The organism is Marinobacter confluentis, assembly GCF_004785685.1.
GTDB classification, from domain to species: Bacteria; Pseudomonadota; Gammaproteobacteria; order Pseudomonadales; family Oleiphilaceae; genus Marinobacter; species Marinobacter confluentis.
In genome coordinates this window covers 501,235-515,030 of record NZ_SRPF01000001.1, presented here as the reverse complement: position 1 = coordinate 515,030, position 13,796 = coordinate 501,235, and the positions used below count along the sequence as shown (strand labels likewise).

At 57.9% G+C, this 13,796-nt stretch carries 14 protein-coding genes; 11 read left to right on the top strand and 3 right to left on the bottom strand.

Annotated elements, in window-relative coordinates; all coding sequences use genetic code 11:
* Positions 1-67 precede the first annotated feature (67 nt).
* Complete coding sequence (locus tag E5Q11_RS02410; RefSeq protein ID WP_135801798.1) at positions 68-355, top strand: antibiotic biosynthesis monooxygenase family protein; 288 nt, start codon at positions 68-70, stop codon at positions 353-355.
* 20 nt (positions 356-375) lie between these two features.
* Here the strand turns inward: E5Q11_RS02410 and rlmM are convergent, their stop codons facing one another.
* Positions 376-1,452, bottom strand: a complete 1,077-nt coding sequence (gene rlmM, locus E5Q11_RS02405) for a 23S rRNA (cytidine(2498)-2'-O)-methyltransferase RlmM (protein ID WP_135801797.1) — start codon at positions 1,450-1,452, stop codon at positions 376-378.
* Positions 1,453-1,592: 140 nt separating this feature from the next.
* Between rlmM and E5Q11_RS02400 the strand changes: the two genes are divergently transcribed.
* On the top strand, positions 1,593-3,425 hold the full coding sequence (locus tag E5Q11_RS02400; protein ID WP_135801796.1) for a sensor domain-containing diguanylate cyclase: 1,833 nt from the start codon (positions 1,593-1,595) through the stop codon (positions 3,423-3,425).
* Between the two features lie 35 nt (positions 3,426-3,460).
* Here E5Q11_RS02400 and E5Q11_RS02395 read toward each other — a convergent pair whose 3' ends face one another.
* Positions 3,461-4,126, bottom strand: coding sequence for an alpha/beta family hydrolase (locus E5Q11_RS02395; protein ID WP_168215593.1), 666 nt, complete (start codon positions 4,124-4,126; stop codon positions 3,461-3,463).
* Positions 4,127-4,349: 223 nt separating this feature from the next.
* On the opposite strand from E5Q11_RS02395, the gene ccoN reads away from it, so the two are divergent.
* The 9 genes from ccoN to E5Q11_RS02350 are packed head-to-tail and all read left to right on the top strand — an operon-like array spanning position 4,350 to position 12,877.
* Entirely contained in the window at positions 4,350-5,780 is a 1,431-nt protein-coding gene (ccoN, locus tag E5Q11_RS02390) for a cytochrome-c oxidase, cbb3-type subunit I (protein WP_135801794.1), read from the top strand.
* Between the two features lie 15 nt (positions 5,781-5,795).
* Complete coding sequence (gene ccoO, locus E5Q11_RS02385; RefSeq protein WP_135801793.1) at positions 5,796-6,404, top strand: cytochrome-c oxidase, cbb3-type subunit II; 609 nt, start codon at positions 5,796-5,798, stop codon at positions 6,402-6,404.
* Between the two features lie 5 nt (positions 6,405-6,409).
* Positions 6,410-6,595, top strand: a complete 186-nt coding sequence (locus E5Q11_RS02380; protein ID WP_135801792.1) for a cbb3-type cytochrome oxidase subunit 3 — start codon at positions 6,410-6,412, stop codon at positions 6,593-6,595.
* Positions 6,592-7,482 carry a cytochrome-c oxidase, cbb3-type subunit III gene (gene ccoP / locus E5Q11_RS02375; RefSeq protein WP_135801791.1) on the top strand — a complete coding sequence of 297 codons (891 nt, stop codon included), beginning with the start codon at positions 6,592-6,594 and terminating at the stop codon, positions 7,480-7,482. The genes E5Q11_RS02380 and ccoP overlap by 4 nt, the downstream gene beginning before the upstream one ends.
* A gap of 54 nt (positions 7,483-7,536) precedes the next feature.
* Positions 7,537-8,967, top strand: a complete 1,431-nt coding sequence (gene ccoG / locus E5Q11_RS02370) for a cytochrome c oxidase accessory protein CcoG (RefSeq protein ID WP_135801790.1) — start codon at positions 7,537-7,539, stop codon at positions 8,965-8,967.
* A 22-nt stretch (positions 8,968-8,989) separates the two neighbouring features.
* Entirely contained in the window at positions 8,990-9,505 is a 516-nt protein-coding gene (locus E5Q11_RS02365; RefSeq protein WP_135801789.1) for a FixH family protein, read from the top strand.
* The gene (locus E5Q11_RS02360) at positions 9,502-11,931 is read left to right on the top strand and encodes a heavy metal translocating P-type ATPase (protein WP_135801788.1); all 2,430 of its coding nucleotides are present in this window, start codon (positions 9,502-9,504) and stop codon (positions 11,929-11,931) included. The genes E5Q11_RS02365 and E5Q11_RS02360 overlap by 4 nt, the downstream gene beginning before the upstream one ends.
* Positions 11,928-12,182 carry a cbb3-type cytochrome oxidase assembly protein CcoS gene (gene ccoS / locus E5Q11_RS02355; protein WP_135801787.1) on the top strand — a complete coding sequence of 85 codons (255 nt, stop codon included), beginning with the start codon at positions 11,928-11,930 and terminating at the stop codon, positions 12,180-12,182. The genes E5Q11_RS02360 and ccoS overlap by 4 nt, the downstream gene beginning before the upstream one ends.
* Positions 12,182-12,877, top strand: coding sequence for a sulfite exporter TauE/SafE family protein (locus E5Q11_RS02350; RefSeq protein ID WP_135801786.1), 696 nt, complete (start codon positions 12,182-12,184; stop codon positions 12,875-12,877). Before ccoS ends, E5Q11_RS02350 begins: the two co-directional genes overlap by 1 nt.
* Here E5Q11_RS02350 and ttcA read toward each other — a convergent pair.
* Complete coding sequence (gene ttcA, locus E5Q11_RS02345; RefSeq protein ID WP_135801785.1) at positions 12,858-13,769, bottom strand: tRNA 2-thiocytidine(32) synthetase TtcA; 912 nt, start codon at positions 13,767-13,769, stop codon at positions 12,858-12,860. The two genes, E5Q11_RS02350 and ttcA, sit on opposite strands and share 20 nt — an antisense overlap.
* Between the last annotated feature and the right edge of the window lie 27 nt (positions 13,770-13,796).

The window sequence follows — 13,796 nt, the reverse complement described above, 5'->3', positions numbered from 1 at the left end:
CGGCTGATTTTTAGAAAATACGTGCTAAATTATTGTTTATAGATGTCTAAATAAACCGAGGTGAAAAATGATCCGGGTCCTGATTGAACGCCATATTGCCGAATCCCTGGAACCTGTCTACGAAGAAAGATCCCGCCGTATCCTTCAACGCGCCGTGAGTGCCCCGGGGTTTGTGTCCGGCGAAACCCTGGTTGACTCCGACGACCGGAACCATCGCTTCACCCTCGCTAACTGGCGCTCCGAGGCAGACTGGCTGCGCTGGCATGGCTCGGACGAGCGCAAGGCCATGATGGCGGAACTGACCCCGATGATGGACCGGGACGAAATCATTACCGTGCTCAAGCATGGTGACTGACGCCCGTTCCCTGCGTAAACCTAGTCCAGACGCTCGACAAAGCAGGTGATCTCCTCCCTGTCGTGGTAAAGGTGACGGGCTTTGATACGGAACACCATGTCGCCCTGACCCAGCCCATCCTCGAGAATCTGCCGGCAAATTACCCACTCATCATACCGCTTTTTCATGGGCAGCTTCAGGTTGAAAATCACATACCGGCACAGCTTCGCCACCAGCCACTCTACCACCATGTTCGTGGTTCGCCGGGGGTGGTCAACAATGTCGCACACCATCCAGTCCACTCCGCGCCTGGGCCGCCACTGATAGCCATCTGCCTGAACGTGGGTTACCTGCCCGGAAGCCATCAGTTCTGCATTCATTGGGCCATTGTCCACGGCGGTGACCAGCATTCCCTGCCGGACCAGTTGCCAGGTCCAGCCGCCCGGTGCAGCACCCAGGTCCACGGCCTGGCAGCCGCCACCCAGGTAGTCCAGTTCCCGGCCCGGCGGGAGAAACACTTTCCACGCCTCCTCAAGCTTAAGGGCAGACCGGCTGGGCGCCGCAGAAGGTAAGCGCAGGCGGACAATACCACTGGCATGGCGGGCGCGGTTGCTGGCAAAGCTGACCCCGATGATTACCCGCTCGAACGACAGCAATAACAGGTCCAGCCTGGCCGGTGTCTCGGCCTTCGGATTCTCGTCGAGAACGCCGGCACCCCTGAGTGCTTTGGACAGCGGAGAAACCCATTTCCGGGCAAAATTACCAAGGTCATGGTCGTCATTGGTTTCAGTGAGCCGGATTTCCACTCGGCTGCAGGCCGGCAGCTCGGCGCCTGTGTCCCTCAGCGCCTCTACTACCGCCCCAACCCGGTCCGCCCGGGGCAACACAATATCGGCAACGACCAAAAACCAGTCCCGGACAAATACCAGTTCTTCAATCGGCAGACTGTTGATAAGATCAACTGCGGTTGCGGGCGCCGGCAGGTTAAAAAACAGAGTGCCCGGCTGAGCTCCGGGTTCGAAATAACCAAACGCACCGACAGCGGCAGCTGTCTCGGTCAGTTCGCGCCCGGCGTCTGTTTCAAACCCTGGCCGGCAGAAAACCACCATTTGTTCCATCAGTGTTGGCTCCACAGATGGCTGGCAGGAGCATCGATCAGGTGACTGCCGCCTTTGTGGACAGATTTGAAACTGTTTAACAAACCAAACTCCCTAAATTGGCTAGACTGTGCCGCCTAATTCTGGCAGAGACAACAATAATGCCGTATCTGCGCTGCCTGCTTGTTTTTGCGACCTTGATGATCACGGGTTTCAGTGCCAATGAGACCAACGGAGCCACAGGCGACTGCCCTGTGCTCGATGCCAGCAACGCCGCCGAGCGCGACGCACTGATGCATTATGTCTGCTTTGTAGCAGCAGGGCCCGGCGATGAGGCGCACTCCGTGGCTGATCCCTCGGAGCTTCCTGGTAACCAGCAGTGGACACCCGCCAACGGACATGACCTGATATTCAGCCAGACCGATTCGGTTTACTGGGTACAGCTCAAAGTGTCGAACCTCTCGGATGCGCGTCAATTCTGGTACCTGAAACTCAACTACCCATTGCTCGATCAGATCGGTTTCTGGATATCCGGCAACAGCGCAGATCAGCAGATTATGACCGGAGACCAGCATCCCTTCGCGTCACGGGGCATAGACTACCGGTATTACCTGTTTCCCGTCACGCTCAATGCCGGTGAAAACGCCACCGTGACCCTCAGAATCCAGAGTTCCGGTGCCCTGAACGTACCCCTGTCGCTGTCCACACCGGATGTCATCATCGCCGACAGCAATCATCTGACCCTGGCGCATGGACTCTTCTACGGAGCTCTGGCCATCTTTGCCATTTTCAACCTGTTGCTCTATTTCAGTTCCGGTACCATCTACTACTTTCACAACGCCTTTTACATGGCATCACTGGCCATGTTCCTGTTTGCCATGGGAGGTTTTGCAAACCAGTATTTCTGGCCCAACAGTACTGGCTTTGCCAATACATCCATCCCGCTTCTTATCGCCGTCTGCACCCTGGCCATCACCCTGTTCGGCCGCTCGTTCCTGGACATTTCACCAGACACCTTCGCCGACCGGCTTCTCAAAGCCCAGGCATGGCTCAGCGGTGCACTGGCGCTTTTAGCTTTCGTTTTGCCCTACAGCCTGTCGATCATTATCAATGCCATTGTCGGCCTGAGCTCCATTGCCAGCCTCTTCATTACCGGCTTTATCCGCTGGCGTGAAGGTTACATGCCAGCCAAATGGTATGTGCTGGCCTGGTCGGGCATGCTGGCCGGCACACTGATCTACACGTTGGCGGCCTTTGGCTACCTGACGGATTTCCTGGCCCGGGAAATTTTCATGCAGGTTGCCGTTGGCACCCAGGTTCTGCTATTGAATTACGCCATTGTTCAGCGCTGGCGGCTGCTCAACCAGAAACTGCTGGATATTGAACACGATGCCCGAATCCAGCTCGAGCAGAAGGTGCACGAACGCACTTCACAGCTTCGTTCCACCATGAGGGAGCTTGAACAGGCCAACCGTCAACTGGCTGCCATGAGCCTGAATGATTCACTCACCGGGCTGCACAACCGGCGGCATATGGACAACCTGTTGCCGGAGCTTTGTGCGGAATCCCGTCGCACCGGGCAACCGCTGACCCTGGCCCTGCTGGACGCCGACCACTTCAAATCAGTCAATGATCGCTGGGGTCACGATTTCGGAGATACCTGCCTGAAGCATATTGCCGAAATACTCAGCCGACACGTCAAGCGACCCCGGGACGTTGCCATCCGGTTTGGCGGGGAAGAATTTGCGCTTCTGCTGCCCGGCACAGAGGCCGCCGGCGCGCTCCGGCTATGCCAGCGCATTCTGGAAGATATGCAACAGTCGGTTGTAAAAACCGCCACTGATGGGCCCGTCACGATTACCATGAGTGCCGGAACAGCAACACTACTTCAGAATGAGGATGACCGGGAGCTCTTCCGGCGGGCCGACGAAGCGCTTTACAGGGCAAAAGTCGGCGGACGGAACCAGATCATTCAGGCCGTTGAGCCAGACTGACAAATCTGCCCTCCGCCCCGCGCATGGATAATCCCTCAGCCGTTTTCCAGAATGAAGGCCGCAGCGGCCCGGGCCGCAGAATCAATCATCTGCTCTGGCGTTTCCCGCTGACTGGCCAGTGGCTGAAAATCATGATTACCTCCTTCCAGCCAGTTTATACGGCAGGTCGAAGCCGACACCGAATCGCAGGCCTGTACCTCTCCCTTTTTACCGAATGGGTCTCTGGTGCCCTGAACAATCAGCACCGGGCAATGAAACCGGTCAAAGTGTTCGACTCGCCAGCGATCGGGCCTGCCCGGCGGGTGAAACGGATAGCCAAAGCAAACACAGCCATCGACAGTGCCTGACAGTTCAGGATCAGCCGCCAGAATGCTGGCGATCCGCCCGCCCATGGATTTACCGCCAATCCACAGTTCACCTCTCTCCTGCGCGCCCAGCTGCTGAATAATCTGGCGGTACCGGGCCAGTAACACCGGCTGACGGTCTGGCGGGCGCTTACGACCATCAGCCCGGCGCTTTTCCATATACGGAAACTCGAACCGGACTGTTGCCACACCGCCCAGAGCCAGGCTGATGGCCATGGATTCCATGAACTTTGAGTCGGCGGCTGCTCCTGCACCGTGAGCGAGAATTAAAGTTATATTTTTTGTACATGTTATCTTGTTTTCCGGGCGATTTTCGAACACCCTTATAGCTGTCATCGCGGCCTCCGGTCCGGTTGGAAAAAAACAGAATTCTGCGGATATTTTTCTGCCACCTCAGGTCGAATGGGCGGCTTCGAGATACTATACTACTGTCGCCATCTTGCTGATTCCGGCGGATTTGACAGAATCCAAAGGGTGGACTACTCCGTTGCAAACGGCGGTGCGTTTCTCCATACTTGCGCCCGCATCTTTCCTCACTTTGAACCCACTTGGTAAGGCTATGACCACAGCTAATGCAAACCTGACATATAACTACAAGGTGGTGAGGCAATTCGCCATCATGACAGTAGTCTGGGGCATTGTGGGAATGGGACTTGGTGTGCTGATCGCAGCGCAACTCTACTGGCCCGCCCTCAACTTTGACCTGCCCTGGACTCACTTCGGACGCCTTCGACCCCTGCACACCAATGCCGTGATTTTCGGTTTCGGTGGTAGCGCGCTTTTTGCCACTGCCTATTATGTGGTGCAGCGTACCTGTCAGGCGCGGCTGGTATCCGACGGACTCGCTGCCTTCACCTTCTGGGGCTGGCAGGCCATCATTGTTTCAGCCGCCATCACCCTGCCACTCGGCCTTACGTCGTCCAAAGAATACGCCGAGCTTGAGTGGCCGATTGACATCGCGATTGCCATTGTCTGGGTGTGTTACGGTCTGGTGTTCTTCGGCACCATCATGAAGCGCAGTACGCCCCACATCTACGTGGCCAACTGGTTCTACGGCGCGTTCATTGTCACCGTTGCCATCCTGCATATTGGCAACAACATGGCCCTGCCTGCCAGTGCGTTCAAATCCTATTCCGCGTACGCCGGTGTGACCGACGCGATGATGCAATGGTGGTACGGCCACAACGCTGTGGGCTTCTTCCTGACCGCAGGCTTCCTGGGCATGATGTACTATTTCGTGCCCAAGCAGGCCGAGCGGCCGGTCTATTCGTATCGCCTGTCTATCGTCCACTTCTGGGCGTTGATCGCAACCTACGTCTGGGCCGGAGGCCACCACCTTCACTACTCGGCTCTGCCTGATTGGGCGCAGACCGCTGGCATGGTGATGTCACTGATTCTGCTGGCGCCATCCTGGGGTGGTATGATCAACGGCATGATGACCCTGTCAGGTGCCTGGCACAAACTGCGCACCGACCCGATTCTGCGCTTCCTCGTGGTGTCTCTATCCTTCTATGGCATGTCCACGTTTGAAGGACCGATGATGTCCATCAAGACGGTCAACGCGCTGTCCCACAACACTGACTGGACCATTGGCCACGTTCACTCCGGCGCCCTGGGCTGGGTGGCGATGATCAGCATCGGTGCCATCTACCACCTGGTGCCCAAGCTCTGGGGCGTGAGGGAAATGTATAGCACTGCGATGATCAACACGCACTTCTGGCTGGCCACGGTCGGCACGGTTCTGTACATCGTCGCCATGTGGGTTAACGGCATCACCCAGGGCCTGATGTGGCGCGCGGTCAACGAGGACGGCACCCTGACCTACAGCTTTGTAGAATCTCTCGAAGCCTCCGCAGGCGGCTATCTGGTGCGATTCATTGGTGGTGTGATTTTCCTGAGCGGTATGCTGATCATGGCTTACAACGTGTACATGACCGTTCGCCAGAGAGACGCTGTGGCCAACGAGAATGCGGCAGTCCAGGCGGCGTAACGGGAGACGACTCTGATGAAACACGAAGTAATTGAAAAAAATATCGGTCTGATGATCTTCCTGATCATTCTGACCATCAGTGGCGGCTTTCTGGTGGAAGTGGTTCCGCTGTTCTTCATCGACGAAACCAATGAGCCGGTCGAGGGCCTCGAGCCCCTGTCGGCGGTGGAGCTTGAAGGCCGGGATATCTACATCCGTGAAGGCTGCCATGTCTGTCACACCCAGCAAATCCGTCCTTTCCGGGCGGAAACCGAAAGGTACGGGCACTATTCGGTGGCAGGCGAATTCGTCTACGACCGTCCGTTCCTCTGGGGTTCCAAGCGCACAGGCCCGGATCTGGCACGCGTTGGGGGTCGTTACTCTGACGCCTGGCAGCGCCAGCATCTGTATGACCCTCGTAGCGTTGTGCCTGAATCCAACATGCCTGCTTTTCCGTGGCTGTTCACCGACAAGGTCGACCACACCAAAACAGCAGACAAGCTGAAGACCCTGCAGACACTGGGCGTGCCCTACACCGATGAGCAGATCGCGAATGCGTCGGAAGAACTTGAGGGTACCTTCGAGATTGATGCGCTGGTTGCCTACCTGCAGCAGCTTGGTACCGTGATTTCAGAGAAACGGTGATCCCTATGGATTTAAACGAGTTACGCGGCGTACACACACTGATCATCATGGCCATGTTCTTCGGCATTATCTGGTGGGCCTACAGTGCCCGCCGGAAGCGCGCCAACGAAGAAGCGGCCCACCTTCCCTTCGATGATGACGAGGTGGAAAAGCGTACTCTTGAACAGGAAAAGACGGAGAAAAAGCGATGAGTACCTTCTGGAGCGTCTGGATCAGCGTGATCGTGCTCGGGACCGTTTTCGGCTGCTGGTGGTTGCTATACGAAACCCGCAAGAACCAGACATCGGATTCAGAAACTGACCGCACAACCGGCCATTCTTTCGACGGTATCGAAGAACTGGACAACCCGCTGCCGAAATGGTGGTACTACCTGTTCGTGGCAACCTGCGTGTTTGCCCTGGCCTATCTGGCGCTCTATCCCGGCCTCGGCAATTACAAGGGCCTACTGGGCTGGACCCAGGAAAACCAGTGGGAAGCGGAACAGCAGATCGCACAAGCCCGCTACGGCGAGCTGTACGCCCGCTATGGCGACACACCGGTTGAAGAGCTTTACACCAACGACGATGCCATGCAGATCGGCCAGCGGCTGTTTGCCAACAATTGTGCGGTATGCCACGGATCAGCCGGACGCGGCAATATCGGTTTTCCCAACCTGACCGACGACGCCTGGATATACGGCGGTGACCCGGATTCCATCCTGTCCACCCTGCACAATGGCCGTGCCGGCGCTATGCCAGCCATGGGCACCATGCCCAACATGACGCCAACGCAGGTTGATCAGGTGGTGAATTTTGTCCTGAGTTATAGCGATCGTGCCGAGGACCCAGAAGCTGCAAAAAAAGGCGAACAGGTCTACGCTCAAGCCTGCGCCGCCTGTCATGGGCCGGATGGCAAGGGCAACCAGGGTATTGGCGCTCCGAACCTGACCGACGACGCCTGGCTGTATGGCTCAACCTATGACTGGATCAAGGACACCGTTGTCAACGGCCGTCAGAACATGATGCCCGCCCAGAGCGATCGTCTGTCCGATGACCAGATCCAGATTCTGGCAGCCTACGTTTACAGCCTGTCCAGATAAACCAGAGGCCGGGACCGCAGGTCCCGGCAGCGGTTTCACCATCGGGAGGTAACGATGAGCAGTGAGATTCCGGTCAAACAGATTGACCCTTCCACTGGCACCTCCGATAACAAAAATAACACCCGGACTGTAGAGCTCTACGCCAGTCGAAAGAAGATCTACGTCAAAGAAGTCAAAGGCTTCTTTCAGAGAATCCGCAACGTCAGCCTGACGGCGCTGATGGGCATGTATTTCCTGTTCGTCTGGATTTCGGTGGATGGTCAGCCGCTGATTCACTTTGACCTGCCTGCCCGCGAGTTCCATCTCTTCGGTATCACTTTCTTTCCCCAGGACCTGATCCTGCTCTCCGGGTCGCTGATTATCTGCGCCTTCGGACTGTTTTTCATCACCACCCTTTTCGGTCGCGTCTGGTGCGGGTACACCTGCCCGCAGACCGTATGGACCTTCATTTTCATGTGGGTGGAAGAACGCATTGAGGGCAGCCGGAGCCAGCGTATAAAGCTCGACAAGGCGCCCAAATCCGGCGTCAAGGTTGCCAAGAAATCAGCAAAGCATCTGGCCTGGCTGCTGATTGCCCTGGCCACCGGCCTGACCTTTGTTGGCTACTTCTACCCAATACGGGATCTGATCGCCGACCTGCTTACCTTCCAGGCCAACGGCTGGGCCTGGTTCTGGGTTGCTTTTTTCACCGCCGCTACCTACCTGAACGCAGGCTGGATGCGTGAGCAGGTCTGCCTGTATATGTGTCCCTACGCACGCTTCCAGTCTGTGATGTTCGATCCGGACACCCGGGTGGTGTCCTATGACCCGAATCGGGGCGAACCACGGGGTAGCCGGAAAAAAGGCGCAGACCCGACGGAACTTGGCCTTGGTGACTGTATCGATTGCGGCCAGTGCGTACAGGTATGCCCTACCGGCATCGACATTCGTGACGGGCTGCAATACGAGTGCATTGGCTGCGCGCTGTGCATTGACGCCTGCGATGAAGTGATGGACAAGATGAACTATCCGCGCGGGCTCATCCGTTACACCACGGAAAACGAGCTGGAGGGCAAGCCGTCAAAACTGATGCGGCCACGCACCTTTGGTTACGGCCTGGCGCTGATACTGATGATTCTGGCCATGGGCTACACCATCGCAACCCGGGTTCCCGCGACGCTGGATGTGGAGCGCGACCGTGGCGCCCTGTTCAAATTTAACGGCCAGGGCCGGGTTGAGAACACCTACACACTGAGAATCGGCAACATGACAGAAGTACCGCAGACCTTCAGCATTTCCGTGTCTGGCATGGAGACCGCGCAGATTCTTACCGACACTTCAATTACCGTAGACAGCAGCGACAACCGCGCGTTGCCTACTGTCGTAGACGTGGACCCGGATGTCATTTCAAGTTCCAGCAATAACATCATTTTCACGATGACATCGGAAACCGATCCATCCCTGGTGCTGGAAACTGAAAGCCGGTTTGTCGGTCCTAACCGCTGAACGAACACTGGAAAACCCAATTATGAGCAATGAAGAGATCGTCAGCCCCTGGTACAAGCAGCCCTGGTTCTGGTTCCTGCTGATTTTTCCGGGTGCCGCCATCATCTGGTGCATCTCCATGATCACGGTCGCTCTGAACATCGACAGTTCCATGGTGACCGATGACTACTCCAAACAGGGACGCGGAATCGCCATGGAGCGGGCCAGGGACGAAACCGCCCGTGCCATGGGCCTGACCGCCAGCCTGGATTTCGATGAGCGAACCGCCAGCCTGACCATGGATGCCGCTACCGGTAATGCGGATTTCCCTTACGTGGTGCTTAACCTGTTCCACCCGACCCTGACCGAGTTTGACCGCACCATTCAGTTCCGCCCCTCTGGCGAAGGCCAGTATACGGCCAATCTGAGCCAGCCCATTGATGGCCGCTGGTACTTTGATCTGCGTGGGCCCGATAACGACTGGCGCCTGAAGGGCGAGGCCAACCTGCCGATGTCCCGAAACCTCATTCTCGGCGACCGGACTGACGATCGCGGGTGAGCATTGCCGAGTGTTTTCACTGCGGGGAGCCGGCCGAAGGCTCTCCGGCCATTACCCTTGAGCACCATGGTGAAACCCACCGTTTCTGCTGCGAAGGCTGCAAAGCGGTTTTCCAGACCATCACCGCGGAAGGGCTGTCGGGCTTTTACAATTTTCGGACTGAACCTGCGCTTACCCCCAGAAAACTGACCGACTCTGAAATCAGCCGGCTTCGTGAACTTGACCACACGCTTGTGCAATCCTCATTTGTTGTGCCGGTCAGGGGTGGTCAGGAAGCCACGCTGTTGATGGGCGGCATCACCTGTTCGGCCTGTATCTGGCTGCTTGAGCACCATATGGCAAAGCAGGCCGGGGTAGTGTCGTTCTCAGTTAACCACACGACGCAGCGCGCGCGGCTGGTATGGGATGCCAGCCAGAGTCTGTTGAGCGACCTGCTGATGGCCGTTTTCCGCCTGGGCTATACCGCCCGACCCTACCGGGCAGACGATGCCGAACAGGCGCTGAAAGCAGAGAACCGGGCGATGCTGATTCGCCTGACGGTCGCCGGGATTGGCTCGTTCCAGAGCATGATGCTGGCCTTTCCCATGTACTTTGAACTGGTTAGCGACCTTTCGACCGATTTCGTGGACTTCTTTCGCTGGTTCAGCCTGCTGGTGGCCACGCCGGTGGTTTTCTACAGCGCCCGACCCTTCTTCTCCAATGCCTTAAGGGACCTGCGCAGCAGGCACTTTACCATGGATGTGCCCGTGGCAACGGCCATCGGCCTGGCCTATGCGGCAAGTGCCTGGGTCACGGTGCTGGGTGGTGAAGAGGTCTATTTTGAATCGGTATGCATGTTCACCTTCTTCCTGCTGCTTGGCCGTTACATCGAAAGCCGGGCACGTTACCGGGCCGGGCTGACGGGTAACAGCCTTGCAGGGTTCCAGCCTGAAGTGGCCAACCGGGTTGCCGGCACCCAGACCGACCTCGTGCCGGCTCACGAGCTGCAGGAAGGCGACATTATCCTGGTGCGGCCCGGGGAAACTCTTCCGGCCGACGGCGTCATCACCAGCGGCGAGACCACCATTGACGAAGCCGTGCTGACCGGAGAGTACCTGCCCGAAACCCGCGGCCCCGGTGATCAGGTCCACGGCGGCAGCGTGAACGGGGAACACCCCGTTGAAATACGGGTCACCCGGGCAGGGGCCCGCACCCGTCTATCGGGCATCCTTCGAATACTGGACCGGGTACAGGCAGAAAAACCCCCGGTGGCGCTGCTTGCGGACCGGCTCGCCGGGCGTTTCGTGGGACAGGTCCTGTTGATCACACCGCTGATTGGCCTGGGCTGGTGGTTGGCAGGCGCAACCAACGCCTTCGATATCATGCTGTCGGTACTTGTGGTGACCTGCCCCTGTGCGCTGTCCCTTGCCACCCCGACTGCCATCACATCGGCAACCCTGCGCCTGCGCAAACGCGGGTTTCTGCCCACCCGGGGACACACCCTGGAATCCATGCATCGGGTAGATACCGTGGTTTTCGATAAAACCGGCACCCTGACCCGTGGCGAACTTCATCTGACTGCCACCGATACATTGACCGATCTGTCGGAAGCTGACTGCCTGCGAATGGCCGCCAGCCTGGAGCAGTCTTCCGAACACCCCATAGCTCGGGCATTCCGTGGATTTCCCCATACCCGAGCAGGGAGAGTCCAGAATCATCTGGGCGGGGGTTTATCCGGCGAGGTTGAGGGCGCGGCCCTGGTTATCGGGCACCGGGCGTTTGTAGAAAGTCACACTGCTACCCCGGCGCCGGAACTTGCCCCAACTGAGGGCGTCGAAGTATGGCTGGCAACCGCTGATCGCTGGCTTGCCCGTTTCGTGCTTGACGACCAGCCGCGTCAGGGCGCCGTGGACGCCGTTAAAGCTCTGCAACAGGCTGGCATTCGCACTATCCTGCTTAGCGGCGACCGGTCCGCTCATGTCGCCAGAGTGGCGGCCCAACTGGGTATCGATGATGCCATTGGCGAAGCCTCGCCGGAACAGAAACTGGCGGTGCTCAAGCGTTTAATAGAAGAAGGTCATCGTGTCATGATGGTGGGCGACGGACTCAACGATCTGCCCTCCATGGCAGGTGCGACAGTATCCGTTGCCATGGGAGGCGCCGCTGACCTCACCCAGCTCAACGCCGATGCGGTGCTGCTAAGCAGCCAGTTAACGGAACTGCCGGAAGCGCTTTACACCAGCCGCTCGATGCGCAGAATTATCCGGCAGAACATGGTCTGGGCGCTGACGTACAATGTGTTGGCCCTGCCGCTGGCCGCCGCTGGCCTGGTGCCACCCTGGCTTGCGGCCATTGGTATGTCCCTGAGCTCGCTGGTGGTGGTACTCAATGCCCTGCGGCTCAGTCGGGCCAACAACGCTTCCGCAACCTTACAGGCTGACTTATGAAAATCGTGATGATTCTGGTTCCGGTAATGCTGATTCTGGTGGCCTTTGGCATCCTGCTGTTTTCCTGGGCGGTAAAGAACGGCCAGTACGACGACCTGGAAGGCCCCGCCCACCGGATTCTGTACGACGATGATGAAGACAGGATACCCGAAGACGCAAAACAGCCGGACCAGAGAACTGCGGCCAACAACCCTGGCGATAGTGACAAGGCCGACGACAGAACAGAGGAAGAGGACGAACGCAGAACCTGATGGAAAGCGAACTCGTCCTCAGTTATACCAGCGCCTACCTGATCGGCCTGATGGGCAGTGCCCACTGCCTCGGCATGTGTGGCGGCATCAGCGCGTCCCTGTCCATGGCCCTGCCGGTCGGTGCCGGCTACAGGCGTCGGCAGACCCTGATGCTGCTTGCGTTCAACGGGGGGCGCATTGCCAGCTATGTGGCCATTGCCACGCTGGTGGCACTACTGAGCACCAGTGCAGCCGATCAGTACGCCAGCATTGGCCCGATACTGCGCACCCTGGCGGGAAGCCTGCTGATTCTGATGGGGCTCTCCATGGGGCGGTGGTGGCAGGGAATACGGTATGTGGAGCGCCTGGGGTCACCGGTCTGGAAGAAAGTCTCGCCACTGACCCGCCGCGTGATGCCGGTGGACCGGACCTGGAAAGCCCTGATTCTTGGTGGCCTCTGGGGTTGGCTGCCCTGCGGGCTGATCTACAGCACCCTGGGCTGGGCGGCGCTGCAGCCGTCAGTCGGCAGCGCGGCAATGACCATGCTGTTTTTTGGCCTGGGCACCCTGCCCTCAATGCTTGCCACCGGCTACGCGGCCGGCTGGATTAACCGGCTTAAAGGCAATTCACGCTTCCGTCAACTGACCGCCGTGTTGCTGATCGGCTTCGGCATCTGGACCCTGCCGCTGATGCATCTTACACATTCAGGACATTAAGCCGGCCGTAATCCACCGGCTCGGGCCCGGCCTGACCGACGGCGGCCGAGCTTTGGCCCCGGCGCTCACCGTTGCGGAAATCATAGAGGTTATTGTCCGCAAGGTGCGATGGCTCAACGTTACACATGGCCCTGAACATGGTTTCCAGCCGTCCTGGGTGCTGTTTGTCCCAGGACTGGAACATATCCTTGATGACCTGACGCTGCAGGTTCTCCTGAGATCCGCACAGATTGCAGGGAATAATCGGAAACTCTTTCATCCGCGCGTATCGGGCCAGGTCTTTCTCTCGGCAATAGGCCAGTGGCCGGATCACCGTATTGCGCCCGTCATCACTGTGCAGCACCGGTGGCATGGATTTGAGCTTGCCGCCGTAGAACATGTTCAGGAAAAGGGTTTCCAGCAGGTCGTCCCGGTGGTGCCCCAGCGCGATCTTGGTCACGCCGTGTTCCTCGGCAAAATTGTAGAGAATGCCACGGCGCAGGCGTGAACAGAGACCACAGGTGGTTTTGCCTTCAGGAATCTTGTCTTTGACGATGCTGTAGGTGTCTTTCTCAATGATGTGATATTCGATACCCAGCTCGGACAGGTATTGCGGCAGAACTTCCTCCGGAAAACCCGGTTGCTTCTGGTCCAGGTTCACGGCAATCAGCTCGAAAGCCACCGGCGCGCTCTTCTGCAGACCCATCAGAATATCCAGCATGGCATAGGAGTCCTTGCCGCCGCTCAGGCAGCACATGACCTTGTCGCCCGCCTCAATCATCGAATAATCGGCAATGGCCTGCCCGGTTTCCCGGCGCAGACGCTTCTGCAGCTTGTTGAATTCGTACTTCTGCTTTTTCTCGGCTTGCGACAGAGCAACAGAATCAGAGGTGGCGGTTACAACATCAGACATAGACAGTCCGTTCATCAGGTCAGTGAG